The organism is Sporosarcina sp. SAFN-010, assembly GCF_059415065.1.
The window spans coordinates 16,272-42,574 of sequence record NZ_JBPFDS010000015.1 but is presented as its reverse complement, the minus strand read 5'-3'; the positions used below and the strand labels follow the sequence as shown (position 1 = coordinate 42,574).

Genomic DNA, 26,303 nt, shown 5'->3' with positions numbered 1-26,303 from the left:
ATTCAACACGTACTATAAGTCTTAAGCAATCCGTTGATTGAAGTGTAAGGCGTCGACTCCAAAGGGATAAGCGAAGATCGAAGACCCTGGACTGAGCTGAGCCAAGAAAGCGGCTAAAATCGAGCCCCCCCGGAAAGCGTACACCTGAAACGGAAATCAACACTGTGAACTAAATAATCTTAGGTATAGAAAAACGCTCGGGCACTTTATGCCTGAGCGTTTTTTTAAAACATCTGATAACCTTGTTTGCGTAAAAGCTTACTCACAAACCCTGAAAGGATAGCTCCAACTAGACCGCTTGAAAGAATCACGATGTCGACTGTATGTAACGCCATCAACTTATCTCCGAGCATACTGAACGCATGTCCTGATTTCGTAATATATTCATATGCCTTCACTTCATCAATAATTAAGATGACGACAATCGGGTAGACAATTGCCATGACCCACGACATGCGCAGTAACATGTTAAGCAAAAAGCCAATCCCGAAAAACATGACTATAAAGATGAGGACAGACAGAATAATCTCTGTAAGTGAAATTGTTCCCAAAATGATGACCTCCATTTTCCTTAGTTCATTTTACCGGATTGTGGCACTTCTTTCAACAGCTTACGCAAGTGTCATGAAGTTGTTGAAAAGTTTCAAAAAACACTCGTCCTCAAAAAGGAGACGAGTGTTTGTCATTTTTGTATTAAAGGAGGTCAAACTTTCCTTTTTTAAATGTAAGACCAGCACCACCGATTAAGTAAAGTGCACGGTTGTCGACCATTTTCTTCATGAAGGATGCTTTCTTACCAGTCATCTTCTTACCGAAAGCAACTCCAATTGCATCGTTAGAACCAAGTGAAGCAATGCTTCCTTTCAAGTCCGGAACGAATGCTTGAGTCGGTTGACCTTTCATAAGAGCGATCAAGTTATTTGCACACATGTCTCCTTGCTGCATCGCGATTTGAGCAGTTGGAGGGAATGGACGGTTGATTTCTTCGTTGATCATCAAAGCACAGTCACCTACGATGAAGACATCGTCGAATCCTGGAGCACGTAGATCTTTTTCTACTTTAACGCGAGCACGCATGTTTTCAATGCCTGTCTCTTCGATTAAACGGTTGCCACGGACACCTGCTGCCCATACAACTGTACCAGCTTCGATGAATTCAAATTCTTCGTCGCCTGTTTTCAATTTAACACCTTCAGGAGTCGCTTCAACAACTGGTGTACCAATTGAGAATTCAATTCCTTTAGATTTCAATTGACGAACTGCGTATTCAACCAATTCAGGGTCAAATCCTGGAAGAACCATAGGAGCTGCTTCTACACAAAGTACTTTTACTTTGTCAGCAGGTACATCGAATTCTTCACAAAGTTCCGGAATACGATCTCCGAGTTCACCAAGGAATTCGATGCCTGTAAATCCAGCGCCTCCGACAATAATTGTAAGACGGCTGTCTGCTTTCACTTCTTCAAGAGACCATGTAGCAAACTGATATTCAATATGCTCACGGATTTGACGTGCTGCCTTTACGTTTGCAATCGAAAGTGCATACTTATCAAGACCTGGGATTCCGAATGTTTCTCCTTCGAATCCGAGTCCGATGACTAAGTAATCATATGTATGCTGTCCGGCTGATGAAGTAACCATTTTAGCTTTAACATCGATTGCTTCAACTTCAGCTTTCACAAATTTCACTTTGTCTTGCTGAATAACACGGCTAATCGGATAACGAACTTGTTCAGGCTTCAATGTACCTGCTGCAGCTTCATGAAGCCAAGTAGATTCATAGTGGTAATCATTCTTGTTGATAAGGATAATTTCAGCATCGTCTACGCCTAGAGATTTCTGTAGATTCACAACAGTTGCTAATCCACCATATCCAGCACCTAAAACGAGGATTGTAGGTCTTTTTTTCACGGGAATCGGTTCCACCTTTTCTTGTATGATGTGCCGGTTTGTAAAAATCACGTGATTCCTACAATCCAGCGTTTATTATTTATATTCCTCATTCATAGTAGCCTTTTTGACCTGCTATTTCAATAGCTTATTAGGAATATAATCGGACATATTGAAATAACGTCATAGTGCCTTCATAAACTCGTAAAAAAATTCCAACAATCGGAACGATTCCCCTACAAATTAGTTGATGAGACTAATTTCTGTGAAATCATAAGAAAAATCTCTTGAAGGGGTCATGTTCTAATCCATGTCCTTCAAGAGACCTTATTTAAGCATTCGTAAGTTGTAAGTAGAACAAATCGATTTTCTAGGGAGTATCAATCACAACTTGCAGGAGCTCCCGCTTTCTTCGCCGTTCTGAACGACGTTCCACAGCCACATGAAGCGATGGCATTCGGATTTTCGATGGTGAACCCGCCACCCATTAACGATTCTTTATAGTCAATTTCTGTACCTGCTAATATATCCGTATCCTCAGAAGACACGACAATCTTTACGCCGTGCAATTCCAAAAGCTGATCTGACGCATGCTGTTCTGCATCGAACCCCATCCCGTACGTAAGACCACTGCAGCCTCCACCGTTGACAGAAACACGTAGAAAAGATCCTTGCTCCCCATTATGTTCCATCATTTCTTTAACTCGGTAGGCAGCTGCTTCAGATAAGTTGAGTAGTTGTGTCATCTATATCCCTCCTAAGTAATATCAATCATATCAATGTTGTAAATTGTAATGCAATGAAACCCACTTGTTCTATAAAGTTTTGCTATAATAGGTTAGGAAGCACGAAAGGGTGGTGCAGCATGGAAGTTACCCCATTTTATGATAAAAAAATAGTTTGCTTGAATTGTAAAGAATCTTTCACAACAACTCGAGTTCGTTCACGTTTTGCAAGGGTTGCTGCAACGGATAGTGATTTTAAACCCAACTATGTGGACAGCGATGTGAATCCGCTGTTTTACAATATCGCTGTATGTCCATCGTGCGGTTTCTCATTTACAGATGATTTTGCACCCTATTTTGCACCAGGAGCTAAAGAACAAATTGCTTCAGTCATTACCGCTGGTTGGAAGCCCCATTCGCTAGGTGGTGAACGCACTATTGAAGATGCCATCGCTGCTTACAAGCTAGGCTATTTAAGTGCAATGGTAAAAAAAGAGAAATCACTTACTACAGCTGGAATTACGCTGAGGACCGCTTGGCTCTATCGGATTTTGGAAAACGAGGAAGAAGAGCAGCGTTTTTTAACACTTGCAAGAAATTTGTATGAAGAAGCCTATTCAGCTGACGATCACGTTGGTACCCAAATGTCAGAATTGCGTGTTCTCTACATGGTCGCGGAGTTGTCATGGCGTGTTGGTGATCGAGAAAAAGCCGTTCTATACTTCTCAAAAATTATTGAAGCGCAAAGGACTTCAACTGAACCACAGCTTATTGAAATGGCAAAAGAGCGATGGCGAGAAATACGAGAAGAAAAATAAAACAGGAACGGACACATGTGGCCCGTTCCTGCGAAGCCAAATGGCCCTTAGAAAACCTGTTCTACTTCTACAACGCCGGGTACTTCTTCAAGAAGAGCACGCTCAATACCGGCTTTCAATGTAATTGTGGAGCTTGGGCACGTACCACATGCGCCTAGAAGACGTAACTTTACAATTCCATCCTCCACATCGATTAGTTCACAGTCACCGCCGTCACGTAAGAGGAACGGACGTAATTTATTCAACACTTCTTGAACGGATTCGTTCATCGTTGCTTCTGTCATAATTTTTAAACTCCCCTTTCCTTATAGTTATTATAAACTGGATCGCAAAAAAAATCCAATAGAGAATCAGGAGGCGTTAGCTATGAAAGCTAAACACGTTACAGTAGAAGTATACGGCGCAGAGGTCGTTTGTGCAAGTTGTGTGAACGCACCGACGTCAAAAGATACATATGAATGGCTAGATGCTGCCATTCAACGAAAATATCCAAATCATCCATTTGAAATCGTTTATATCGATATTGAGTCCGTTATAGAAAACGATCGTCAACGTAAGCTGGCTGAACAAGTAAAAGAAGAGGAATTTTTCTATCCGCTTGTAATTGTGAACGAAGAAGTGATTGGTGAAGGCTATATTCAATTAAAACCCATTTTCAGTGAACTCGAAAAACATGGATTCATTGCAGCTGGTTGAGTGATAATACTTAATTTGTAATTGAGAACTTCGGGTCATCCTTTTTACAAATAAAAGCGTGTAAGGCAGCGGAATCCTGCCTTACACGCTTTTATTTGATTTACTCAGCCATTATGCCATTTGTACATCCAGAGAACTCCAGATTTCAACAGTCGTGCAATCCGTCCTGTTACCGTGCGATCTGCTAAGTATGCAAATCCTTGTTTTTTACCGAGAGACCCCATAAATCCTTTTAGCTTGATTTCAGGCATCGTCTCTGGCAAGGTTTCACCATTCCAAGTATGTTTGAGTACAGTAACGATCTGTTCCGCTTGTCCCTCTGCTAACTGGGCACTAGGTGCATGAGGAAGTGCAGCGATGTCCCCTACGACATATACATCTTCAAAGCCCGGAATCTGATGGTACTGATTCAGCACAATGCGGTTTGATTTGTCTTTTTCAACATCTAATTCTCGAACTACTTTAGTCGGTTGAATGCCAGCTGTCCATACTACTGCATCTACAGCAATTTGGTCCTCGTGGTTATGAAGTAGATTCATTTCAACTTTTGTAATATTTGAGTTTGCAATGACATCCACATCATTTTTGGCAAACCAACTTTGGATGTAATTACTCAGACGTTCCGGGAAGTCACGCAAAATACGCGGGCCTCTGTCAAATAATTTAATATTTAAGTCTGAACGACTTTCTCTCAATTCACTTGCTAGTTCGATGCCACTTAGACCTGCACCGACAATCCCAACAGTCGCGCCGCCATTTAAATTCAAAAGCTTTTTGTACGTTTCACGAGATTGACCAATCGTTTGAATGCTGTACGTAAATTCGTCAGCACCTGGCACGTCGTGATAATTATCTTCGCAACCTAGGCCGATGACAAGTTGGTCGTAGTCTAGCTGTCTTCCATCTGTAAGTAAGACACATTTTTCTCCGACTTCAATTCCTGCAATCTCACCTTCAACTACTTTCAAACGTTCATGTGTCGGTAGTGCAACACGCACTTCGCTATCTGGTACAGTACCTGAAGCAAGTGCATAGAATTCTGTCTTTAAACTATGGAAGGATGTGCGATCTACAAGTGTCACTTCAACATCAGTTGGTAAGTTATTCAGTACTCGCAGTAAAATTCGCATATTACCGTAACCGGCACCTAATAATAGTAATTTTTTCATGATAGTCTCCTTTATCTGAGAGATTTCCGTTTTTTCCTCACGTATGAGTATAACAGTATGTGACGTTCTTCACAATAAGGCAAGGGCTTTGACGGTTAAAGAAAAAAAGAGTACGATCGTACAAGGTGAGGTGATGGGTGTGAACCCGATAGTTGAGTTTTGCATTAGTAATTTAGCCAATGGTTCTCAAGAGACACTAGAAGCACTTGAGAAGGATCCGAATCTGGATGTCTTGGAATATGGTTGTCTTAGTTATTGCACGAAGTGTGCAGAGTCACTGTATGCTCTAGTGAACGGAGAAGTCGTAGAAGCGGATACACCCGCTGAGCTGACAGAGAAGATTTACGAGTTCATAGAAGAGAATCCTCTCTTTTAAAATAGGAAAATACGAAAGGACTTGTCCGGGTTAATGGGCAAGTCCTTTTGTTGTATTCTATTGGCATACACAGTTATTTCAAATTAATAAAAGACTATATTAATACTAGTTATATAGTTGAATCAAATGATTAGACCAAGTGCCGTTGTTTTTCGCTCCAGGCGGACGCTTTCCGAGGGGCTTGATCTCAGCCTCCTCGTCGCTACCGCTCCTGCGGGGTCTTCGACCTTCGCTGATCCCTCCAGAGTCGCCGCCTTCTACTACAAACAACTAAATCCCCGTAATATATAAATTTTTCATTCTGAAAAATACAACGCTCAATTATTCCATTCGGCAAGTGTATTAAACATATAAGTAGGAGCATCGGCTTTAGACAACACTTCCTCAAGTGATGTGACGCCGCCTTGGAGATGGATCGTATCGATGCCGAAACGAATGCCTGATAGAATATCCGTTTCATAATTGTCACCGATCATGATCATCTCTTCTTTGCTTGCTCCACTTTGTTGTTGGATGAATTCTAGCATGTAGGATTGAGGCTTTCCGAGTATCGTCGGTGTAACTCCAGTTGAGGCTTTTACAAGTTCTATGAATGCGCCGTTGCCAGGTACCAGTCCAAGTTCGTTAGGCAACGAGAGATCTCCATTTGTTGCGAGAAAATGTGCGCCCTTTCTTATAGACAAACAAGCCATAGCTAATTTATCATATGTAATTTCATGATCAATTCCCATGATTATAATGTCTCCGTCAGCTTCGACAAGTCTAATTCCTTCGTCTAATAACGCTTCACGTAATCCAGTTTCACCAATCATTTGAACTGTCTTCCCGGGATAATGTTGTGCACAATACTTAGTACTGGCAATCGCAGATGTCATGATTTGCTGCTCTGTCGTTTCAACACCGAGCAATTCCAGTTTTTTCTGTTGTTCCTGCGCTGTACGGGAAGAGTTATTCGTTATGAAATAAGGCTCGATTCCTGAATGCTGTAACGTTCGGATGAAAGTAACCGACTCTGGGATTGCTTGGCTTCCTTTATAAACAGTGCCATCCAGATCCAAGCAAATTGCCTTATATCGTTCCATGAGGTGAATCCTCTGGAAGGAATGCAGAGACCGGCCCCAATTCGTTTTCCAAATACGTTAATACACAGCTTGGAAACTTTTCGAGTGAAGAGTAGCTTGCTGTAATAGTTTTCTCTACTTCCATTAAATCCACTTTCATAAAGTCACGAACGAGCATTTTTCGTAATTCAATTACTTGTTTAAGTGGTTGTTCCATCTCTTTATTGATCACTTTTTCGTCTTCCATAATGTCGACAATGTCTTCGTAACTTCCCGGATCGCGCATGATGAACCCATCAATCATGGAGTTCCCTACATCTATAATGGACTCGATGATATTTTGTGCGATTCGTTCAAGCGCCAACGTCTTCAACGTGCTATCTTGCCAGTTAGACTCACTTGAAAATTGCGCAAGAAGTTCTTCCATATAAGCGAGCGTCTCACTAATTTTTTTTCGGTCGATAAAATACATGCTAATTCCTCCTCAAATGTCTTCGTGTCAAGAACATGCAGAAACAGACGTCACAGAGAATTCTCCAAGACGTCCGAATGGAAAGGATTTATGAAGTTTGTGGAATTTCTTCTGCAACAGGTGATTCCTGTTTCGCATCAGCATCCGCTTGTTCCTTCTTCACTTTCCCTGCCTTTTTCAATATAAAATGGGCACACCCAAAATTGCAGTACTCATATAAGTAATCTTGCAACGTGCTAATTTTCGTTTCGTAAGTCGCTTTCGCGTTACGATCCTCAAAGAATCCTTTAAGACGGAGTTGTCCATATCCCCAGTCGCCGAGAATATAATCGTATTTCAACAGGATCTCACTGTAACGACTCATCAGTGCTTCGCTGTCAAAACCTTCGCGGAAGTTAACGATAATCTCGAATTCGTACTGATCCAACGTAATTAGTCGTTCTGTCATGTCGACTCAGCCTTTCACAGTCAAGGATTCAAGCATCTCTTCGCCTCTACGTTGACGTTCTTTCGCCGCTGCATTCACTTGCTCATCAGCATGATAGCTTGAACGAACGAGCGGGCCTGATTGGCAATGCGAAAAACCTTTACTCATCGCAATCTCAAAGAGTTCTTTGAATTCCTTTGGCGTGTAATATTTTTGTACAGTTAAGTGCTTTTTACTCGGTTGTAAGTACTGACCAATCGACATAATATCAACTTGGTTTGCACGCAAATCATCCATTGTTTCTAAAATTTCTTCCCATGTCTCACCCACACCTAGCATAATCGAAGACTTAGTAGGAATTTCAGGATACATTTCTTTTGCACGACGAAGCAGCTCTAAAGATCGATCATACTTAGCTCGTGCACGTACTCTAGGCGTCATCCGTCTAACCGTTTCAATATTATGATTCAAAATATCCGGTTTTGCATCCATCAATCGCTTAATATTATCATACTCTCCTCCCATATCAGAAGGAAGTACTTCGACTGTTGCAAATGGATTTTTTCTACGAATCGCACGGATTGTTTCTGCGAACACACCAGATCCACCATCTTTTTGGTCATCCCGTGCTACTGCAGTCACAACGACATGCTTTAAATTCATCAGTGCAACTGAATCTGCCACGCGCTCCGGCTCTGCTAAATCTAGCTCTGTTGGCAATCCTGTTTTAACGGCACAAAAACGGCAGGCACGAGTACAAGTATCCCCTAAAATCATGAATGTAGCCGTTCGGCGCTCTCCCCAGCACTCATGGATATTCGGGCAACGCGCTTCTTCACAGACTGTATGAAGATTTTTTTCACGCATCAACTTTTTTAAATCGGTATAGTTTTCGTTCGTATTCAACTTAATCTTAAGCCAATCCGGTTTACGGATATGCTCTTTTTTATTGTCCACCCCTGGTTTGCAAGACAAAGTCTTCAGCTCCATTCCATATCAATTGTGCCTCGGCATCATTGCGTCCAGATTTTTTCGAGCAAGCTCGAAAAGCTCCCTTAAAAATCTGTGACACCCGCGAGCCGACACGATGTCGATCATGCAACCTGTGCCACAGGATGTGGGCACTTAGGTTGCCATCCTTTAACTTAATTCAGCCAATTTTATCCCCACAAAAAAGAAAAAAGTTTGCATTCATACCGCTATTTATAGAAGAGGAAGACTATTGCTGAATTTAGTTAAACGTTTACTGTTTTCCCCACTTCCAATAATGTAACATATATTCAGAAAGCGAACAACTTGATATCTAAAGGGTTGTAACAAGAAAAGCGCCCATAAATTGGACGCTTTCCTTTAGATAATTCAGTTGTTTAGTGACCGCCCAAATAGGCGTTTTTCACTTCTTCACTTGCTTGTAATTCAGCTGCAGTTCCTGACAGAATAACCCGACCTGTTTCAATCACGTATCCGCGATCCGCAATTGAAAGTGCGATGTGGGCATTTTGCTCAACTAACAGAATCGTCGTTCCTGCCTTACTAATATCTTTAACCGTTTCAAATATTGTTTTGACCATGAGTGGAGCGAGTCCCATAGATGGCTCATCTAATAGAAGTAACTTAGGACGAGCCATAATCGCTCTTCCCATCGCAAGCATTTGCTGCTCACCACCCGAAAGTGTACCTGCTGTTTGTTTACGTCGTTCATACAATCTAGGGAAAATGCCATAAACTTTCTTGAAATCCTTCCCGATTTCAGCTTTGTCTTTCCTCAAGTAGGCACCTAGTTCAATATTCTCTTCTACTGTCATATCCGCGAAAACCCGTCTCCCCTCTGGTACTTGGGAAACCCCCATTTTCACGATGGATTGAGCAGGTTTACCACTTATTAAAGAATCCTGATAATGGATAGTACCTTCTTTTGGCTTTAGTAGGCCAGATAACGTTTTCAGCAATGTACTCTTCCCTGCACCGTTAGCACCAATAAGAGTGACGATTTCTCCTTCATTCACTTCCAATGAAACTCCTTTTAATGCATGGATGCTGCCGTAGTAGACGTTTAAATCTTGGATGCTCAGCATGCTCATACAATTTCCTCCCCTAAATACGCTTCAATCACTTTTGGATTGTTCCTGATTTCTTCAGGTGAACCTTCAGCTAGCAGAACACCGTGGTCAAGAACGTAAATTCGTTCACAGATCCCCATGACCAAGTTCATATCATGTTCGATTAAAAGAATCGTCAATCCGAATTGCTTCCGGATAAAGGCGATGAGATCCATCAGTTCTTTCGTTTCAAAAGGGTTCATGCCAGCTGCAGGTTCATCTAACAACAACAGATCAGGATTTGCTGCAAGTGCTCTAGCAATTTCCAGTCTGCGCTGCTTCCCATACGGAAGATTTTTTGCGGTTTCGTCTTTATATTTATCGAGTTCGAATATCTTCAAGAATTCCATCGCTTTGTTTTCCATCTCATGCTCGTTTTTAAAATAAGAAGGGAGTCGTAGTACTGAACTCAAAACAGAGTCATTCGCAAGTGAATGATAAGCAACTTTCACGTTATCCAGGACAGAAAGTTCGTTGAACAACCGGATATTTTGGAATGTACGACTCATCCCTAAACGAGTAACTTTAAAGGGTGGAAGTCCGTTGATTTTCTTACCATCAAAGAAAATTTCCCCTTCAGTCGGAACGTATACACCTGTCAGTAAGTTGAAACTAGTTGTTTTTCCCGCTCCATTGGGGCCAATTAGTCCAACCAATTCACCTTTATTGATTTTCATATTAAATCCTGAAACTGCTTTTAGCCCTCCGAATTGGATGCCTGCGCTTTGCACATCTAACAATACATCATTGCTCATGCTGGCTTCCCCCTTTCGGACGCATCCACAACTTCAAATAGTCTGTGAATTCCATTTTACCCATCAACCCTTTTGGACGGTATAACATTACGATGATTAGGACAAGACTGTAAATAATCATCCGGGTTTCAGGGAAGTCTTGGAGGAATGTCGAAACGACCGTAAGTAGGATTGTCGCAACAATCGCACCTGATAGACTGCCGAGTCCTCCAAGAACTACATAGATCAAAATATCAATCGATTTTAAAAATCCAAAGTTTGCAGGTTGGATAATGTAAAAGTTGTGTGCATATAACGCACCTGCAACACCTGCAAAGAACGATCCTATTGCAAACGCGAGAACCTTATAATACGTAGTATTGATGCCCATTGCGTCAGCTGCAATTTCATTTTCTCGTACAGCGATACATGCTCGACCATGCCTCGAATTCGTAAAGTTCACGATGACTAGAATGGTTACGAAAAGACATATGAATGTATATGTCCATGTCGTTAAGTGCGTTACTTGCATGCCAGCCGCTCCGCCAACATAATCGATGTTCAGGAATATGATTCGAATTATTTCTGCAAATCCAAGGGTTGCAATGGCTAGATAGTCACCGCGTAACCGCAAGCTTGGAATTCCAACGACGAGTCCAGCAAGGGCTGCAGCAATCCCAGCAATGAGAATCGCTGCAAAGAATGGCAGGTCCAGTTTCATCGTCATAATTGCGGATACATAAGCACCGACTGCCAGGAAACCAGCATGCCCAAGTGAGAATTGCCCCGTAATACCGATGACCAAGTGCAAACTAACCGCCAGCATGATATTGATTCCCATGAAGATCAGTGTATTGGAATAGAAATTATTTAAGAATCCACCACTGATCATGAACTGGACAGCAGCATAGATCGCAATCGCTAAAACGGCAAAGACCCAAAACTGCTTAGACTTTTTCATCATTTCAATTCACCTACACTTTCTCTCTTGTGTTTTTACCGAAGATGCCAGAAGGTTTAAAGATTAAGATTAAAATCAAAATGATGAATGCAGCCGCATCTCGCCACAAGGAGAATCCTAGGGCACTTACCACCGTTTCGACGACACCAAGTACAAGTCCGCCTGCAACCGCTCCTGGAATGATTCCAATCCCCCCAAGTACAGCTGCGACAAACGCTTTCAAACCTGGGATAACGCCCATCAATGGATCAATTTTCGTATAGTAAATTCCGAAAATGACTCCTGCAGCACCAGCAAGTGCTGACCCGATTGCGAATGTAGCTGAAATCGTATTGTCTACATTGATGCCCATTAGTTTTGCGGCTTCAGCGTCATACGACACAGCTCTCATCGCTTTTCCGATCTTTGTCTTATGTACAATGAACTGCAGGACAAGCATGAGCACTACAGATACAGATAAAATGAGGATTGCCTGTGTACTAATTTGAGCACCAAATAGGTTAAATGACTTGTTTGCAAACACTTGAGGATAGGCCGCTGGTTGTGCACCTCTGAAGTAGATGACTCCATTTTGTATAAGAAGCGATACACCAATTGCTGTAATTAACGCCGCAATTCGTGTTGCATTCCGTAAACGCTTGTATGCAATGCGTTCAATGACAACTCCGATCACCGCACAAACCGCCATCGAGATTAAGAGTGCTGGGAAAAAGCCTAGACCCCATCCTGCAATGGAGATGTATCCTATGAACGCACCAATCATAAACACTTCACCGTGAGCAAAGTTGATTAACTTTATAATGCCGTAAACCATCGTATAACCGAGCGCAATAAGCGCATAAATACTGCCTAATGAAATACCGTTGATGAGTTGCTGTAGCCATTCCATGAAGTCTCACTCCTTTTTCCTCATCTGACTTTCATCCAAAAAAAGAAGGCAGGGAGAGAGCTCCCCACCCCTCATGAAATTAAGGATTCACCTTCGTATTGAACACTTGCTCGCCATCCTTGTATTCAAGGATCGTTGCCGATTTAATCGGGTGGTGGTTTTCATCCACTGAATATTTACCTGTTACAAGATCAAGTCCATCTGTTTCAGCAAGTGCGTCTTTAATTTTTGTAGAGTCCACACTTCCTGCTCGTTCGATTGCATCTTTCAACAAGTACACTGTGTCATATCCAAGTGCATTAAACGCATCCGGAGACTTGCCGTATTCTTCGTTGAACTTATCACTGAACGCTTTAACTGCGCCATCTGGGTCGTCAGAAGAATAGTGGTTCGTTGTAAACGTGTTGTTTAGAGCATCTGCTCCTGCAAGTTCAAGCAACGTTGGAGAATCCCATCCGTCAGCACCCATCAATGGAACGTCAATGCCCATTTCGCGCGCTTGCTTAACTATGAGACCAACTTCTTCATAATAACCCGGGATGAAGATGAACTCCGGATTCGCTGACTTGATGCGCGTTAATGTTGAACGGAAATCAGAGTCTTTTGCAACATATGATTCTTCCGCAACAATTTTCCCACCCGCTTTTTCAAAGTCCTTCTTGAATGAAGAAGCGAGACCTTTTGAATAGTCACTTGCGTTATCAGAGAAAATCGCAACATTTTTTACACCTAAGTCATTTGCTGCAAAGTTTGCTGCTACCGTTCCTTGGAAAGGGTCGATGAATGAAGTACGGAATACGAACTCATTTACTTCTCCTTTTTCGTTTACAGTAACTGTTGGGCTTGTTCCAGATGGACTGATAAGTGGTGTCTTATTGTCGTTTGCAATTTGGGCTTGGGCAACAGTTGCTCCACTAGTCGCCGCTCCGATAATAGCAACTACCTTTTCTTGCGTTGTCAATTTAATCGCTGCGTTTGTCGCTTCAGCTGCATCTGACTTATTATCAATTTTAACGATCTTTATTTTTTTGCCATCGATTCCACCATCATCATTGATTTCATCGACAGCGAGCTGAATGCCATCCGCTTCGGATGTTCCGTATGAAGCAACTGCTCCTGAGAGTTCGAGGTTCACCCCTATTTTAATTACATCGCCATCCTTCGATCCGGATGCCCCATCATCTCCTCCTTGAGAACAACCCGCTAGGAGACCAACGCCAAGCGTCATCGCTGCTAGTAAACTCCATGCTCTTTTAAACTTCATTTCTCTTCCCCCTTATCAAACTATTCTGAAATCACAACAGAAAGGATTGCATTAGTCCGAGTGGAGACATCCGCACCCTTTCTTTTCTTTCTGTATCCCTATTCTAAAACAAACTTCCAATTCAGTCTATACAAATTTTCATAATCTTATTACTAGATTGTCAAATTGTTTCGGTTCCCGTCACTTCTACCCTCTAGATAGTGGGAACTAATGCTAATTTCCTAGTAACTAAAATTTTTCAACATACAAAAAAGGTATTCCTCACAACTAAGTAGGAATACCTTTTTTTGCTTATTCTGCTGTTACGCTAACAGCTTTTTTTGAATTTCTCACATTCCAAACAGTAAACAATGCCGCTAGAATAATAATTACTGCCACTAGACCAATCCAAATCGAACCAGTTAATCCAAGCACAAAGTATCCACTAGTCGCAACACCTGCAGCCATAAGTGCATACGGCAATTGTGTGGAGACGTGATCGATGTGGTTACTACCTGCTCCTGTAGATGAAAGAATTGTCGTATCTGAAATTGGTGAACAGTGGTCACCGAACACTGCACCTGCAAGGACAGCAGATAATGCTGGCAACAGTAACTCTGGAGCTGCGTTTACCATAATTGTTCCTGCAATCGGAAGTAAGATACCGAACGATCCCCAAGACGTTCCTGTGGAGAATGCCATTAAACCAGCTAAAACAAATAGTACAACTGGTAGGAAGGCAACGGGAATGTTGGACTTCGAAACTACTTCAGATAAAAATAGTCCAGTCTCTAAAATATCGATCAAGTGAGTAAGTGACCATGCCAGAATAAGAATAAGTACTGCAGGCATCATAGCCTTGACTCCACTGACAAAAGCTTGAACAATTAGACCTGTTGAAGCCGTTTTGTTGACCTTGAACTGACTTGCATAAAGAATAATTGCAATCAGAGTACCTGCCACACCACCGATTACTAACGACAATGGAACGTCCATATTCTCAAAGATTGACCATATATTCAGTTCTCCACCAATCCGTATCCCTGTAATGACCATCGATGTCAATGTCACAGCAACAAGTGAAACAATTGGTGCAACTAGATCTCTCACTCGTCCATGAGAGTGTTCAGGGAACTCATCTTTTAATTGTCCAGGAATCTCTTTTTCAGGATCAAAAAGCTCTCCTTTTTCTTCTGCACGTTTTTCATGATCTTTCATAGCGAAAAAGTCGATATTCGTCCAAGCAAAGAAGAATACCATCGCTAATGTAGCAATTACATAAAAGTTCATCGGCGCCATCATTAGAAACGCTGCTATCGGTGAGTAGTTGACTGTAGCAGTAGTTGCAAGAATGATTGCTAGTTGTCCGATTAGGAACGCTCCCCAGCTCGATACAGGTGAAATCACGCAGATCGGCGCGGACGTCGAGTCGATGAAGTACGCAAGTTTTGCACGAGAAATCTTATGTCGATCTGTAATCGGTCGTGCGATTTGACCGACCGCAAGTGCATTAAAATAGTCATCTACAAAGATTGCAATTCCTAATATCATCGTCAGGAGTTTTGCACTTCGGCGAGTTTGGATTCGCGTTACAGCCCACTCTGCAAAGGCGCGGCTTCCTCCTGATAGACTAACAAGTGCCGTGATAACACCTAACATTAGTATGAATAACATTATGAAAATATTATACGTATTCAATTCTCCATCTGCCCAAAATGAGACGATGAGCGCTTTCCCTAACTGCGTCAATGTTTCCACTGGTGCAAAGGAAGCGACTAGTAATGCAGCGGACAAAATTCCTGCCCCGAGTGAAAGTAACACCCGCTTTGTCGTGAGCACCATAACAATGGCAATCACTGGTGGCAGTATCGATAACCAAGTTCCAATCATTCCAATCTCCTCCTTCAATTTGTTAATGTAACCGGGGAAACAAAAAAGCCGGTGCCCGTTTCACTCTTTTCAAGTGGACCGGGTACCGGCTGTCTACATGTCGTTTGTTTGATAATCACTTTCGTTATCTCACTGACGATTGTAGCTCATCATGGACGATATAGCTGTCCCTGACAGTGCCATCCCTTTTCGAAATGACCCCAACCTCATGGAATTGACGTTCCATCAGACTTCGGCAATGCTTCCTTTCACGCATGGTCTACGATGTCTCTCTCGCATGCGGTACTTTTAAACAATGCAGCCTCTACCCTATCGATTACGTTATTACTTTCTAATCATAACAATAATCGAAAGAACATGCAAGGTGACTTATGGTTTCTTAATATCTTCCATCGGAACTTCTATATTCGCTGGACTCTGTCCCCCCTTCGTATAGATTTGTGGAACGACCCCTTGGATGATCCCGATTGCAATCGGGATTTGCTGAACAACTGTACTTTGTTTAGTTGCTATTGGAATAATAATTTGGACATTCACCGTCAATTCCATATTCACTTCCATATAGACATTATTGATGCCATATTCTGTTAGTTTTGTATCAACGTCCGCATGTACATCTCCTACAATATGAAACCTGATTGGAATCTTCGGTCCTAAATTCCCGAGCAGCGGAATATCTGCAACTTGACCGATTGGAACGAAAAAGACGACGCCTCCATGCTTCTCCATTTCTTCAGTATCGAATTTGATCCCATCACTTTGCGGTAACATTTCAAGATCTCCGGACTCTGCACGGTCCAAGTGTTCTTCAACCAACTGATGCATCTCGGCCATAACCTGATTAATGGTTTCTGCATCGACTTTTAGTGTAACCGTCTCATTAGAATCGTTAGGGATATTCAAGAGGACGTCGTTCGCATCCAAGACACTTGTTGACCTCGATTGAATGGCTTGACTGATGACGTGTGCCGCAATTTTACGTGTTTGAACTTCAGCATAGTTCATGTAAACTGGCTTCAACTTCATATTTAAATAGAAAAAACTTACGATTATCGTCAAAAGAAGTGCTGGGATGATGAGTTTAAGCCATCTTCTTTTCGGTTTTCGTTTCTTAGGGACTTGCATGTGAAATTTCAAAAAGCGACGCCTCCCTATTCCACAATATGAAGAGGAAGAGTCGCTTATTACTTGTTATGAAGTTGTTCCAAAATGCTGTTCCCCATACCCTCCAAAAATATCACGAATGAGTTCCGGAACGAGATAGTCAATTTTCTCTAATTTCATGTTCGGATAAAAGAAACCGAATGTAAACATATCAAGAGTTGCTAACCTATACTCTCTATCTGGTTCGACGATTTCATCCCCCATATAGAGAATATCTTGTTTCATCTTCAGATTCACATGGATCATAACGCCCATCACTGTTCCCCTGAATCCAAGTCCCTTCACTTCAGTACGCGCCCAATCAGGATGGCACGAAATCTCGTAATACTCCCTTAAAGCACGTCCGGTTACAGTGATGACACATGCATTGATCGGATGTGGAAGAATACGGTGTAAATCTCTCTTCGTGACAACGCCTTCATGAAGGCGGCCAAGGAAAATCCCCGAGTTAAACAATCCGCAATCCGCTTTCGTATAGGCGAGTAGTGCTTGACCGAAAATATCGGAGAGCGGGCTCGGCCCAAATAGATTTTGCCCAAGACTAATAGGCGTTGTAAAAACTTCTTCATCCAACAGTTGCGTTCCCTCAGTGATCATCTGTTTCACAGCTTTGAGTTCACGTTTTTCTACTTCAAGTTCGTCTGCCTGTATGACAGTTGCCTTCTTTTCTACAACTAGACCATTCTCCAGTGTGAGAGTGACATGTCCTACATACTGTCCGAATTTTCCTGTCGCAGCTAACAATGTGTCTTCAACAACCTCACCTCGAACGAACAAATGATGAGTATGTGCGCCTAAGATCACATCGATATCCGATGTTTCCGTAGCTAAAAGACGATCTTCATTCACTCCAAGATGAGAGAGACAAATGACGCAATCCATTGAATGGCTTAACTCTGAAGCAAGATCCGTCAACAATTGGCGAGGTTCTTGAATCGACCAACCAAGCTTGTCATAGAATAACTCATATACTGCAGTTGCCCCTATCACAGCCAGTTTCACGCCACTATTCGTCGTGTAGCACGTATATGGAACAGCCCACTCCAACTCGCTGCCATCGCGATTCTTCAGGTTTGCAACAACCACCTCAAATTGAGCGTCTACATACAATTCTTCTAATGCCTCATGTGATAACGTAATCCCTTCGTTGTTCCCTATCGTCACTGCATCATATTTGGCTCGATTCAGAAGCTCAATATTCCCTTTTCCTTCAGACGCTTCTGTAAATGGATGAGATCGATCCACGAAATCACCAAGATCGAAAACAAAACAAGACTCTCTGTCCTGTTCGTGTTCAATTCGTTTATCCAATAAGAATTCACTGATACCCGGCCAATTGTCAAAATGACTATGAATGTCGTTTGTATGATAAATATGAATGGTTTCTGATTTTCTAGCGATCATTGTCATCCCCAAATCCCATCAATAATTGAATTAATCCCGAATAATAGTAAGAGCACGCGTAACACTACAACTAGCGTTTCAGAACTCATCTTCTTGTTCAACATGGATCCGAGTGTACCTCCGATATAAGCACCCGGAATGACTGCAAGTGAATAGAGCCAAGGGACGTGACCCAGATAAATATGAGTCCCTGAGTTGACAAGAGCAGACAAAAATACCATAAGCATCGATGTACCGACTGCAACGTGCGGCGGAAATAAAAATAGTAGAAGCATAGCTGGTACGATCATTGCACCGCCACCAATTCCAAACAAGCCCGACATTAAGCCAATCACAAATGTCAGCAGAATGGCAAACCAGATCGGATACCCATACACATGGGTTTCACCTTGTGGATCTGTGAATGTAATTTCTTTGCCGTGATTCACAAACCAATTGATTGGTTTCAAATATTTTTTGACGAGTAGTAGAGCCGCTAGAAATATTAGTAACATGCCAAAGTATAAGTTAAAGGAACCTAAATCCAAACTCTTATTAAAAAATGCCCCTAAGATTGTTCCTGGGACACTACCCGCGAAGAAGATGAATCCACTCCTGTAGTCCACGGTTTTGGCCTTCATGTGGAACAGAGTCGAAGACAGCCCATTGAACACCATCATGATGACAGACATGCCTACAACCGTCTGGGGAGTCACGTGCGGAATCCAACCTAAGTCAATTCCGACTAATATCGTGACAGGGACAAAAATTGTACCTCCACCCAGTCCTACGAGTGAACCAACCACTCCTGAAAGCATTCCAATAACAATTAGCAAAACATATTCCATCGTTATTCCCCCTCAAAGATGTCGAGCTGTTTAGGAGCCAGGTCATCGAAAGAGAGATGAAGCATTTTTTGAAAACGTTTGGCATTCTCTGCAGCATGCCCACCTGAGTTATTATTAAAAATAACAGCAACGTATTCGGTTTGTTGCGCTAACTCCTCAACCGCTGTTTGTATTCCTTTTAACTCTTGATCTGTATAATCGTACAAATATCGCACTTTGCGCCAATGTTCTCTACTTCCACCAGGATTCTGCCAGCCTGCCACATTTCGTCCATGAAGACGAATGACCACTTTGTCGCTTCTTGTAGCAGAAGGGATGAAAGGAACACTTCCCGTACCTGCTTGCGGCTCATCTGCAATGACGTGGATCAGATGATTCTCTTCCAGGAAACGAAGTGTCTTTTCACGGAACTCTTCTGTATACCACGACTGGTGACGAAATTCGATTCCAATATCGAATCCTTCTAATTGCTTACTTATGTATCGTATTTCATCAACGTTCTCTTTGACACAATCGAACCAGGGTGGAAACTGTACTAAAATAAGCGATAGCTTGTCCGCTTCTTGTAAAGGTTCCATTGAAAGCCGAAAGAGCTCAAACATTTCCTCTTTCGATTCATACGGCAGTTCGCCGCGCAAATGCCCCGTCATCCCCTGATACGCTTTGACGATGAAACCGAAGTGATCTGGTGTTTCCTTAATCCATTTTCGGATATTTCGTTCCGGTTGGATCGCATAGAACGTTGCATCGAGTTCGACGACAGGGAAATGAGCGCTGTAGTCCATTAATTTTTCTTTCGCTGTGGATGAGGGCGCATACACATCAGGGTGGTCACCCCATCCAGTTAAGCCGATTTCAATCATGTACAGCCCTCCATTCTTGTACCAATCCGTTACCCTCATCATATCATAACTAATTCGTTTTTCTGGACTTTGGGACTGTTTGTGGGATGAAAAAATGACCTTTGCATTTCAGCAAAGGTCAGCTGTTAGGATTCTTCTTTTACATAGACAGTCCATCCATGTTGCTTCCTAAGACGATCAGCTGAGACTTCTGCATCTTCTTTGGATAGAAATGTCCCTGTTACTAATCGGAATGTCTTGCTGGCATTGATAGTAGATGTCGTGCTCGATTTCTTTTTGAGTTGATAATAAGCTATCACTGCTTCAGCTATAGTTTCGCCTTGAGCCTTCAATCGTTGTGGATTCCTAAGTGCTTCAATATCTGTCCGGGAATCCATGAAGCCCCCTTCAACAAGTACAGCCGGCATCTTGGTTTCACGGAGAACATGCAAGTTTTTCTTTCGTACGCCTCGATCTCGCAGCCCCATTGCACGCACGAGTCTCGGCTGAATGAGTTTTGCAAGTTTATCAGCATTCGAATTCGATCCATTCCCATCAAACGTATATGTCTCCACCCCACCCCAGTCGCCCCAAACACCTGTATTGGCGTTGTGATGAAACGATAGATAGACATCAGCTTTCCATGCGTTTGCATAGTCTGTCCGCATTTTTAAGGGAACATCAGTCTTACCAGTTGGATCATCTACTCGCAAGAGCTCAACTTTATCATACATCTCCAGTTTTGCCTGGGCAGCAAGAAGAACTTCATTGTTAAACATCCATTCTTTCTCACCGTCAGGAGTTTGTTTGCCTGGAGTCAACACGCCATGCCCTGCATCGAGTACAATTTTCACCATTTTCCATTCTCCTTTCATCTACTAGTTTGTGGATCATCATTTATATAGGCTCCTAGTGAGAAAAGATGTACAGAAAACAAAAAACATTCCCTTGAGTGATCAAGTGCACGGTTCTCTAATATATTGATTAACCGATAGAACCTCACAAATCGACGTTTGTGTCCTAATTCGCTCAAAAGAAGTACGGATGAATAGTTGTACTTAACCGAGAAAATAGAAAAAGACGAACTCAAAAAGTTCGCCTCTTAAATGTCCGACCACATTTGAAATGGGCACGAATGTGGCACGGACGGTTATTCAGTTATATGGAATACCGCATAAACACTGACTTAACAGTGCTTATCCGATACTTCCCTCCATCTCGAATTTTATGAGACGGTTCATTTCAACGGCATATTCCATTGGAAGTTCTTTTGTGAATGGCTCGATGAAGCCCATTACGATCATTTCAGTCGCTTCCTGTTCAGAAATACCACGGCTCATCAAGTAGAAGAGCTGCTCTTCAGAGACTTTGGAAACTTTTGCTTCGTGTTCAAGTGAAATGTTATCGTTCAGGATTTCGTTGTATGGAATCGTATCTGACGTAGATTTGTCATCCATGATAAGCGTATCACATTCGATGTTGGAGCGAGCGCCTTCCGCTTTACGTCCGAAGTGAACGATTCCGCGGTACGTCACTTTACCACCGTGCTGTGAAATTGACTTCGACACAATTGTTGAAGACGTGTTCGGAGCCAAGTGCATCATTTTTGCACCCGCATCTTGGTGTTGCCCTTTACCTGCGATTGCAATTGACAATGTCATACCGCGAGCGCCTTCACCTTTAAGGATGACTGCTGGATATTTCATCGTTAGCTTCGAACCGATGTTACCATCAATCCATTCCATCGTTGCATTCGCATCACAGACAGCACGCTTCGTTACTAGGTTGTACACGTTGTTCGCCCAGTTTTGAATCGTTGTGTAACGGCAGTAAGCATCTTTTTTGATGATGATCTCTACAACCGCACTGTGAAGTGAGTTCGTTGTATAAACAGGAGCTGTACAGCCTTCTACGTAGTGAACGCTTGCGCCTTCATCAACGATGATAAGTGTGCGCTCGAATTGTCCCATATTCTCAGAGTTAATGCGGAAGTACGCTTGTAGTGGTGTTTCCACTTTAACGCCTGGTGGTACATAGATGAACGATCCACCTGACCAAACCGCTGAGTTCAATGCAGCGAATTTATTATCAGAGTTCGGGATTACTGTACCAAAATGCTTCTTGAACAATTCTTCGTTTTCACGAAGTGCAGAGTCCGTGTCTTTAAAGACAATTCCTAAGTCAGTCAGTTCTTGTTTCATGTTGTGGTAAACCACTTCGGACTCATACTGCGCAGAAACACCTGCAAGGTATTTTTGTTCTGCTTCAGGAATTCCCAGTTTGTCAAACGTACGCTTGATTTCTTCTGGTACTTCATCCCATGAAGTTTCTGTTGCTTCAGATGGTTTTACGTAATACGTAATCTCATCGAAGTTCAACGAATTCAAGTCTCCGCCCCATTGTGGCATCGGCTTGCTATAGAACAACTCAAGAGACTTCAGACGGTAATTCAGCATCCACTCCGGTTCTTCTTTCATACGTGAGATTTCTTCAACAATTTCTTTTGTCAATCCACGTGCAGAACGGAATACGGATACGTCTTTGTCATGGAAACCGTATTTGTAATCGCCAATTTCAGGCATCTTTTTAGCCATTTGATAGTCCTCCTTCGTTCAATTATTCGGAATCGCTCGCGATTCCTTTCTCCATTGCTTTCCATGGCAGTGTTGCACATTTAATACGCGCAGGGAATTTAGCAACCCCCGTCAACGCCTCAATATCACCAAAATCCATAGAATCATCGATATCTTTACCCAACATCATATCCGAAAAAGCGTGAGCTGCAGTTACTGCATCCTCAGTATTCTTGCCTTTGATAAGTTGCGTCATCATCGAAGCCGATGCCATTGAAATCGAACATCCTTCTCCTTCAAACTTAGCATCCTTAACGATGTCGTCTTCTACTTGAAGCGTTAAGTGAATCACATCTCCGCAAGTAGGGTTATTCATATCGATAGTAACGTTGCTGCTTTCAAGAACTCCTTTGTTACGAGGAGTTTTATAATGATCCATTATGACCGAACGATACAGCTGATCTAGTTTTTCGTTTCCCATTATTGAAAATACTCCTTTGCCATGCGAAGGCCTTCAACAAGACGGTCCACATCTTCTTTCGTGTTGTAGAGATAGAAGCTGGCACGTGCTGTTGCAGATACATCCAACCATTTCATAAGAGGCTGGCAACAATGGTGTCCTGCACGAACTGCTACACCATTCATATCTAACACAGTTGCTAAATCGTGAGGATGAACACCGTCCAGATTGAAGGTGACAATCCCTGCACGCTTGCTTGAATCCCGTGGGCCATAAATTTCAAGACCTTCAACAGTCTTCATTTGTTCCATTGCATATGCGACCAGTTCGTGCTCATGCTTCTCAATATTATCAAGTCCAATAGATTCGATATAATCGATAGCCGCCGCCATTCCAATCGCACCAGCAATGATCGGTGTCCCACCTTCAAATTTCCAAGGCAGTTCTTTCCATGAAGAATCATAAAGTCCTACGAAGTCGATCATTTCACCACCGAATTCAATAGGTTCCATTTCATTCAATAGCGCTTTTTTTCCGTAGAGTGCACCGATACCTGTAGGACCACACAACTTATGTCCGGAAAACGCGAGGAAATCACAGTCTAAGTCCTGGACATCCAGCTTTAGATGGGGCGCTGCTTGCGCTGCATCCACCACCATGATTGCATTGTGCACATGAGCAATTTCCGTGATTTCTTTTATCGGATTCATCGTTCCCAAAACGTTGGAGACATACATCATCGAAACAATCTTCGTCCGATCTGTCATCGCATCGCTCACTTTTTCAAGTGCTATCGTGCCATCTTCTTCAAGATCGATGTATTTCAAGACAGCTCCTGTTGCTTTCGCTAGTTGCTGCCAAGGAATGATGTTCGAGTGATGCTCCATATACGTGATGAGGATTTCATCACCTTCACTAATGTTTGCACGACCATAGCTTTGAGCAATAAGATTCAATGCTGTTGTCGTTCCACGAGTGAAGATGATTTCTTCTGTTGACGAAGCATTCAAGAACTTGCGCACAGTTTCACGCGCGCCTTCATAACCTTCTGTCGCTCTGTTACCAAGTGTGTGGACTCCTCGGTGAACGTTTGCATTATCATTTTGATAGTAGTTGGCAACCGCCTCAATTACTTGACGTGGTTTCTGAGAAGTTGCTGCACTGTCAAGATATACGAGAGGATACCCATTTACCTCTTGGTCGAGTATCGGGAAATCTTTGCGAATGTCGTTGTTCAGCATTAGCGCACTTTCCTTTCAATGACCTCCGTCAACTGTTTCTTGACGCCTTCGATTGGCAATTTGCTAACAACTGGCGCAAGGAAACCATGGATGACGAGGCGTTCTGCTTCCTGCTTCGAAATTCCGCGGCTCATTAAGTAGAACAACTGGAGTGGATCTACGCGTCCAACAGAAGCAGCGTGTCCTGCAGTTACATCGTCTTCATCGATTAAAAGAATCGGATTGGCATCTCCACGAGCTTTTTCGCTAAGCATAAGTACTCTCGACTCTTGCTCCGCATTTGAACGTGTTGCACCTTTCTCGATTTTACCAATACCGTTGAAGATGGATGAAGCAGCATCTTTCATAACGCCGTGCTTTAAAATGTGACCTTCTGTGTCAAGTCCCCAGTGGACAATTTCAGAAGTGAAGTTTTGTTTTTGTGTTCCGCGTCCTACTACAACAGATTTCATATCACAGCGTGAGCCGTTGCCAACTAAATGTGTCAAGTTGTCTGAAATCGTGTTGCTATCGTTCATTAAGCCCAGCGCCCAATCAATGCGGCTATCACGGCCAGCAATTCCACGACGGTTTACGTATGTTGTAAACCCTTCAGCAAGAACATCCACTGCACCATAAGTGACGACGGCGTTATCGCCTGTGAACACTTCTGAAATGATATTTGCAAGTCCTTCAGCGTGAGGGACTGTAGATAGATAGTTCTCAACGTAAGTGACAGCACTATTCGCTTCAGCAACTACAATTACGTGGTTGAAAAGGGATGCTTGTGCATCATCATGTAAAAACAACACTTGAATCGGTTGTTTAACTTCTACGTTTTTTGGTACGTATACAAATACGCCACCATTCATGAGAGCTGCGTGGAATGCAGTGAGGCGGTGCTCGTCCACTTTAACGCCATCCGTCATGAAGTATTTCTTTACAAGATCACTATGTTCACGAGATGCCGTGAAAATATCTGTCAAAATAACGCCTTGCTCTTTCAATTCATCAGATAGCGATAAAAAAGCAGGTGTGTTGTTATGTTGCACGTAGATGTTTTTTTGATTTTCTGCGTCTACAAGTGATTTCGCATCGTCTGGAAGTTCGCTAAGGTTCTCATATACAGTGCTTTCAACAGCATGTACAGGAAACTCCGTGAAGTTCCACTTATCAATCTTAGTTTTATCTGGTTTCGGCATTGGAAGTGAGTCTACTTTGCCCAGCGCATCCAAGCGGAGATCGGTTAACCAGCTCGCTTCTCCCGTAGTTGCGGAATAAGAGCGGACGTCTTCTCCGGTCAATGCCAATTTAGTTTCAACCGTCATGTTCAATCGTCCTCCCTCTTACGCTTCTTGTTCAACCGTCTCTTCTTCAATACCTAGCTCTTCTTTAATCCAGTCGTAACCGTGTTCTTCTAGTTTGCGAGCAAGTTCAGCTCCACCAGATTTCACAACTCGGCCTTGCATCATCACGTGAACGTGGTCAGGTGTGATGTAGTTCAATAGACGCTGATAGTGAGTAATGATTAGGCAACCAAAATCTTCTCCGCGCATTTCGTTGATACCTGTAGAAACGATACGTAAAGCATCAATATCAAGACCGGAGTCGATTTCGTCTAGAATTGCGAATTTAGGCTTCAGCATCATAAGTTGAAGAATTTCGTTACGTTTTTTCTCTCCACCTGAGAATCCTTCGTTCAAGTAGCGAGTTGCCATATCTTCGTCCATTTCAAGGAGTTCCATTTTGCTATCGAGTTCACGGATGAACTTCATAAGCGAAATTTCGTCGCCTTCTTCGCGACGAGCGTTAACGCCTGAGCGAAGGAAGTCAGCGTTTGTTACGCCTGTAATTTCACTTGGATATTGCATGCCTAGGAACAGACCCGCTTTCGCACGTTCGTCGACTTCCATTTCTAGAACTTCTTCTCCATCAAGAAGTACAGAACCTGATGTTACTTCGTATTTTGGATGACCCATGATTGCAGACGCGAGCGTGGATTTACCTGTTCCGTTCGGTCCCATGATTGCATGGATTTCATTTGTGTTGATTGTTAAATTGACACCTTTAAGTATTTCTTTGTCTTCGATTGAAACATGAAGATCTTTGATTTCCAAAGTAGCCATTCCAATACCTCCAGTATGCTTAAGATGAATTTCACTCATCTTCTATTTATCATCATTCTAATCTTATCCTATATACGAAGTACATGCAAATCATTGAGAATGATTATAATTTATAAATGAAACCTCCTTTTCCCGCGATATTCACAAACTATTTCCATTTTCAATTGCCGTTTTGTGAATGAGAATTTATCACGAACTGTTCACAAACTATTTTTTAGGGTTAACCCTCATTAACAA

27 protein-coding genes, 1 pseudogene and 1 riboswitch are annotated in these 26,303 nt (G+C 42.5%); of the genes and pseudogenes, 3 read left to right on the top strand and 25 right to left on the bottom strand.

Features of this window, described 5'->3' with window-relative positions; genetic code table 11:
* Positions 1 to 224: 224 nt before the first annotated feature.
* The 3 genes from ACR65F_RS15170 to ACR65F_RS15160 form a co-directional block, all read right to left on the bottom strand.
* Positions 225 to 566, bottom strand: a complete 342-nt coding sequence (locus ACR65F_RS15170) for a YuiB family protein (RefSeq protein WP_156028841.1) — start codon at positions 564 to 566, stop codon at positions 225 to 227.
* A 127-nt stretch (positions 567 to 693) separates the two neighbouring features.
* The gene (locus ACR65F_RS15165) at positions 694 to 1,911 is read right to left on the bottom strand and encodes an NAD(P)/FAD-dependent oxidoreductase (RefSeq protein WP_039044450.1); all 1,218 of its coding nucleotides are present in this window, start codon (positions 1,909 to 1,911) and stop codon (positions 694 to 696) included.
* A gap of 359 nt (positions 1,912 to 2,270) precedes the next feature.
* Entirely contained in the window at positions 2,271 to 2,636 is a 366-nt protein-coding gene (locus tag ACR65F_RS15160) for a HesB/IscA family protein (RefSeq protein ID WP_440504910.1), read from the bottom strand.
* Between the two features lie 119 nt (positions 2,637 to 2,755).
* On the opposite strand from ACR65F_RS15160, the gene ACR65F_RS15155 reads away from it, so the two are divergent.
* The gene (locus ACR65F_RS15155; RefSeq protein ID WP_440504909.1) at positions 2,756 to 3,433 is read left to right on the top strand and encodes a DUF2225 domain-containing protein; all 678 of its coding nucleotides are present in this window, start codon (positions 2,756 to 2,758) and stop codon (positions 3,431 to 3,433) included.
* Between the two features lie 47 nt (positions 3,434 to 3,480).
* On the opposite strand, the pseudogene ACR65F_RS15150 reads toward ACR65F_RS15155, so the two are convergent.
* Positions 3,481 to 3,776, bottom strand: a pseudogene (locus ACR65F_RS15150) (NifU family protein).
* Positions 3,777 to 3,799: 23 nt separating this feature from the next.
* Here ACR65F_RS15150 and ACR65F_RS15145 point away from each other — a divergent pair.
* On the top strand, positions 3,800 to 4,129 hold the full coding sequence (locus ACR65F_RS15145; protein WP_440504908.1) for a YuzD family protein: 330 nt from the start codon (positions 3,800 to 3,802) through the stop codon (positions 4,127 to 4,129).
* A gap of 104 nt (positions 4,130 to 4,233) precedes the next feature.
* On the opposite strand, the gene ACR65F_RS15140 is transcribed toward ACR65F_RS15145, so the two are convergent.
* Positions 4,234 to 5,298, bottom strand: coding sequence for an NAD(P)/FAD-dependent oxidoreductase (locus tag ACR65F_RS15140; protein ID WP_039043399.1), 1,065 nt, complete (start codon positions 5,296 to 5,298; stop codon positions 4,234 to 4,236).
* Positions 5,299 to 5,437: 139 nt separating this feature from the next.
* Here ACR65F_RS15140 and ACR65F_RS15135 point away from each other — a divergent pair, with 139 nt between their 5' ends.
* Positions 5,438 to 5,674, top strand: coding sequence for a YuzB family protein (locus tag ACR65F_RS15135; protein WP_039043427.1), 237 nt, complete (start codon positions 5,438 to 5,440; stop codon positions 5,672 to 5,674).
* Positions 5,675 to 5,991: 317 nt separating this feature from the next.
* Here the strand turns inward: ACR65F_RS15135 and ACR65F_RS15130 are convergent, their stop codons facing one another.
* From ACR65F_RS15130 to sufC, 20 genes are all read right to left on the bottom strand, one after another.
* Positions 5,992 to 6,756, bottom strand: coding sequence for a TIGR01457 family HAD-type hydrolase (locus ACR65F_RS15130; protein WP_440504907.1), 765 nt, complete (start codon positions 6,754 to 6,756; stop codon positions 5,992 to 5,994).
* On the bottom strand, positions 6,743 to 7,207 hold the full coding sequence (locus tag ACR65F_RS15125) for a DUF86 domain-containing protein (protein ID WP_039043401.1): 465 nt from the start codon (positions 7,205 to 7,207) through the stop codon (positions 6,743 to 6,745). Before ACR65F_RS15125 ends, ACR65F_RS15130 begins: the two co-directional genes overlap by 14 nt.
* Before the next feature lie 88 nt (positions 7,208 to 7,295).
* Positions 7,296 to 7,655: a YutD family protein gene (locus tag ACR65F_RS15120; RefSeq protein ID WP_039043402.1), complete on the bottom strand. Its 360-nt coding sequence runs from the start codon at positions 7,653 to 7,655 to the stop codon at positions 7,296 to 7,298.
* 6 nt (positions 7,656 to 7,661) lie between these two features.
* Positions 7,662 to 8,591 (bottom strand): lipoyl synthase, encoded by a 930-nt coding sequence (gene lipA / locus ACR65F_RS15115; RefSeq protein WP_039043428.1) that lies wholly within the window; start codon positions 8,589 to 8,591, stop codon positions 7,662 to 7,664.
* A 410-nt stretch (positions 8,592 to 9,001) separates the two neighbouring features.
* The gene (locus ACR65F_RS15110; RefSeq protein WP_039043429.1) at positions 9,002 to 9,709 is read right to left on the bottom strand and encodes an ABC transporter ATP-binding protein; all 708 of its coding nucleotides are present in this window, start codon (positions 9,707 to 9,709) and stop codon (positions 9,002 to 9,004) included.
* A gap of 2 nt (positions 9,710 to 9,711) precedes the next feature.
* Positions 9,712 to 10,488 (bottom strand): ABC transporter ATP-binding protein, encoded by a 777-nt coding sequence (locus tag ACR65F_RS15105; RefSeq protein WP_039043403.1) that lies wholly within the window; start codon positions 10,486 to 10,488, stop codon positions 9,712 to 9,714.
* Positions 10,478 to 11,428 carry a branched-chain amino acid ABC transporter permease gene (locus ACR65F_RS15100; protein ID WP_440504923.1) on the bottom strand — a complete coding sequence of 317 codons (951 nt, stop codon included), beginning with the start codon at positions 11,426 to 11,428 and terminating at the stop codon, positions 10,478 to 10,480. Before ACR65F_RS15100 ends, ACR65F_RS15105 begins: the two co-directional genes overlap by 11 nt.
* A 13-nt stretch (positions 11,429 to 11,441) precedes the next feature.
* Entirely contained in the window at positions 11,442 to 12,317 is an 876-nt protein-coding gene (locus ACR65F_RS15095; RefSeq protein WP_039043404.1) for a branched-chain amino acid ABC transporter permease, read from the bottom strand.
* Positions 12,318 to 12,396: 79 nt separating this feature from the next.
* Positions 12,397 to 13,581: an ABC transporter substrate-binding protein gene (locus ACR65F_RS15090; protein ID WP_039043405.1), complete on the bottom strand. Its 1,185-nt coding sequence runs from the start codon at positions 13,579 to 13,581 to the stop codon at positions 12,397 to 12,399.
* Positions 13,582 to 13,872: 291 nt separating this feature from the next.
* Entirely contained in the window at positions 13,873 to 15,450 is a 1,578-nt protein-coding gene (locus tag ACR65F_RS15085; RefSeq protein WP_440504906.1) for a Na+/H+ antiporter NhaC family protein, read from the bottom strand.
* Between the two features lie 134 nt (positions 15,451 to 15,584).
* A riboswitch (Lysine riboswitch) is annotated at positions 15,585 to 15,765 on the bottom strand.
* Positions 15,766 to 15,819: 54 nt separating this feature from the next.
* A complete protein-coding gene (gene yunB, locus ACR65F_RS15080) occupies positions 15,820 to 16,587 on the bottom strand; it encodes a sporulation protein YunB (protein ID WP_052245914.1) in 768 nt (255 codons plus the stop codon).
* A 54-nt stretch (positions 16,588 to 16,641) separates the two neighbouring features.
* Positions 16,642 to 18,024 (bottom strand): bifunctional metallophosphatase/5'-nucleotidase, encoded by a 1,383-nt coding sequence (locus tag ACR65F_RS15075; protein ID WP_440504905.1) that lies wholly within the window; start codon positions 18,022 to 18,024, stop codon positions 16,642 to 16,644.
* Positions 18,021 to 18,845, bottom strand: coding sequence for a sulfite exporter TauE/SafE family protein (locus ACR65F_RS15070; RefSeq protein ID WP_440504904.1), 825 nt, complete (start codon positions 18,843 to 18,845; stop codon positions 18,021 to 18,023). The genes ACR65F_RS15075 and ACR65F_RS15070 overlap by 4 nt, the downstream gene beginning before the upstream one ends.
* 2 nt (positions 18,846 to 18,847) lie before the next feature.
* A complete protein-coding gene (locus ACR65F_RS15065) occupies positions 18,848 to 19,708 on the bottom strand; it encodes a DUF72 domain-containing protein (RefSeq protein ID WP_440504903.1) in 861 nt (286 codons plus the stop codon).
* Between the two features lie 125 nt (positions 19,709 to 19,833).
* Positions 19,834 to 20,544 (bottom strand): N-acetylmuramoyl-L-alanine amidase family protein, encoded by a 711-nt coding sequence (locus tag ACR65F_RS15060; RefSeq protein ID WP_440504902.1) that lies wholly within the window; start codon positions 20,542 to 20,544, stop codon positions 19,834 to 19,836.
* Between the two features lie 339 nt (positions 20,545 to 20,883).
* Positions 20,884 to 22,281 carry a Fe-S cluster assembly protein SufB gene (sufB, locus tag ACR65F_RS15055; RefSeq protein ID WP_039043409.1) on the bottom strand — a complete coding sequence of 466 codons (1,398 nt, stop codon included), beginning with the start codon at positions 22,279 to 22,281 and terminating at the stop codon, positions 20,884 to 20,886.
* Positions 22,282 to 22,303: 22 nt separating this feature from the next.
* On the bottom strand, positions 22,304 to 22,741 hold the full coding sequence (sufU, locus tag ACR65F_RS15050) for a Fe-S cluster assembly sulfur transfer protein SufU (RefSeq protein ID WP_025782993.1): 438 nt from the start codon (positions 22,739 to 22,741) through the stop codon (positions 22,304 to 22,306).
* Positions 22,741 to 23,961, bottom strand: a complete 1,221-nt coding sequence (locus ACR65F_RS15045; RefSeq protein WP_039043410.1) for a cysteine desulfurase — start codon at positions 23,959 to 23,961, stop codon at positions 22,741 to 22,743. The genes sufU and ACR65F_RS15045 overlap by 1 nt, the downstream gene beginning before the upstream one ends.
* Positions 23,961 to 25,268, bottom strand: a complete 1,308-nt coding sequence (gene sufD, locus ACR65F_RS15040) for a Fe-S cluster assembly protein SufD (protein ID WP_039043411.1) — start codon at positions 25,266 to 25,268, stop codon at positions 23,961 to 23,963. The genes ACR65F_RS15045 and sufD overlap by 1 nt, the downstream gene beginning before the upstream one ends.
* Before the next feature lie 18 nt (positions 25,269 to 25,286).
* Positions 25,287 to 26,066, bottom strand: a complete 780-nt coding sequence (gene sufC / locus ACR65F_RS15035) for a Fe-S cluster assembly ATPase SufC (RefSeq protein WP_039043412.1) — start codon at positions 26,064 to 26,066, stop codon at positions 25,287 to 25,289.
* Between the last annotated feature and the right edge of the window lie 237 nt (positions 26,067 to 26,303).

What these genes read in the sequence shown, in the direction of transcription:
- ACR65F_RS15170 (WP_156028841.1), bottom strand. Translation starts at nt 566, where the DNA reads ATGGAGGTCATCATTTTGGGAACAATTTCACTTACAGAGATTATTCTG.
- ACR65F_RS15160 (WP_440504910.1), bottom strand. Translation starts at nt 2,636, where the DNA reads ATGACACAACTACTCAACTTATCTGAAGCAGCTGCCTACCGAGTTAAA.
- ACR65F_RS15155 (WP_440504909.1), top strand. Translation starts at nt 2,756, where the DNA reads ATGGAAGTTACCCCATTTTATGATAAAAAAATAGTTTGCTTGAATTGT.
- ACR65F_RS15145 (WP_440504908.1), top strand. Translation starts at nt 3,800, where the DNA reads ATGAAAGCTAAACACGTTACAGTAGAAGTATACGGCGCAGAGGTCGTT.
- ACR65F_RS15140 (WP_039043399.1), bottom strand. Translation starts at nt 5,298, where the DNA reads ATGAAAAAATTACTATTATTAGGTGCCGGTTACGGTAATATGCGAATT.
- ACR65F_RS15130 (WP_440504907.1), bottom strand. Translation starts at nt 6,756, where the DNA reads ATGGAACGATATAAGGCAATTTGCTTGGATCTGGATGGCACTGTTTAT.
- ACR65F_RS15125 (WP_039043401.1), bottom strand. Translation starts at nt 7,207, where the DNA reads ATGTATTTTATCGACCGAAAAAAAATTAGTGAGACGCTCGCTTATATG.
- ACR65F_RS15120 (WP_039043402.1), bottom strand. Translation starts at nt 7,655, where the DNA reads ATGACAGAACGACTAATTACGTTGGATCAGTACGAATTCGAGATTATC.
- ACR65F_RS15110 (WP_039043429.1), bottom strand. Translation starts at nt 9,709, where the DNA reads ATGCTGAGCATCCAAGATTTAAACGTCTACTACGGCAGCATCCATGCA.
- ACR65F_RS15105 (WP_039043403.1), bottom strand. Translation starts at nt 10,488, where the DNA reads ATGAGCAATGATGTATTGTTAGATGTGCAAAGCGCAGGCATCCAATTC.
- ACR65F_RS15100 (WP_440504923.1), bottom strand. Translation starts at nt 11,428, where the DNA reads ATGAAAAAGTCTAAGCAGTTTTGGGTCTTTGCCGTTTTAGCGATTGCG.
- ACR65F_RS15095 (WP_039043404.1), bottom strand. Translation starts at nt 12,317, where the DNA reads ATGGAATGGCTACAGCAACTCATCAACGGTATTTCATTAGGCAGTATT.
- ACR65F_RS15090 (WP_039043405.1), bottom strand. Translation starts at nt 13,581, where the DNA reads ATGAAGTTTAAAAGAGCATGGAGTTTACTAGCAGCGATGACGCTTGGC.
- ACR65F_RS15085 (WP_440504906.1), bottom strand. Translation starts at nt 15,450, where the DNA reads ATGATTGGAACTTGGTTATCGATACTGCCACCAGTGATTGCCATTGTT.
- ACR65F_RS15075 (WP_440504905.1), bottom strand. Translation starts at nt 18,024, where the DNA reads ATGACAATGATCGCTAGAAAATCAGAAACCATTCATATTTATCATACA.
- ACR65F_RS15070 (WP_440504904.1), bottom strand. Translation starts at nt 18,845, where the DNA reads ATGGAATATGTTTTGCTAATTGTTATTGGAATGCTTTCAGGAGTGGTT.
- ACR65F_RS15065 (WP_440504903.1), bottom strand. Translation starts at nt 19,708, where the DNA reads ATGATTGAAATCGGCTTAACTGGATGGGGTGACCACCCTGATGTGTAT.
- ACR65F_RS15060 (WP_440504902.1), bottom strand. Translation starts at nt 20,544, where the DNA reads ATGGTGAAAATTGTACTCGATGCAGGGCATGGCGTGTTGACTCCAGGC.
- sufB (WP_039043409.1), bottom strand. Translation starts at nt 22,281, where the DNA reads ATGGCTAAAAAGATGCCTGAAATTGGCGATTACAAATACGGTTTCCAT.
- sufU (WP_025782993.1), bottom strand. Translation starts at nt 22,741, where the DNA reads ATGGGAAACGAAAAACTAGATCAGCTGTATCGTTCGGTCATAATGGAT.
- ACR65F_RS15045 (WP_039043410.1), bottom strand. Translation starts at nt 23,961, where the DNA reads ATGCTGAACAACGACATTCGCAAAGATTTCCCGATACTCGACCAAGAG.
- sufD (WP_039043411.1), bottom strand. Translation starts at nt 25,268, where the DNA reads ATGACGGTTGAAACTAAATTGGCATTGACCGGAGAAGACGTCCGCTCT.
- sufC (WP_039043412.1), bottom strand. Translation starts at nt 26,066, where the DNA reads ATGGCTACTTTGGAAATCAAAGATCTTCATGTTTCAATCGAAGACAAA.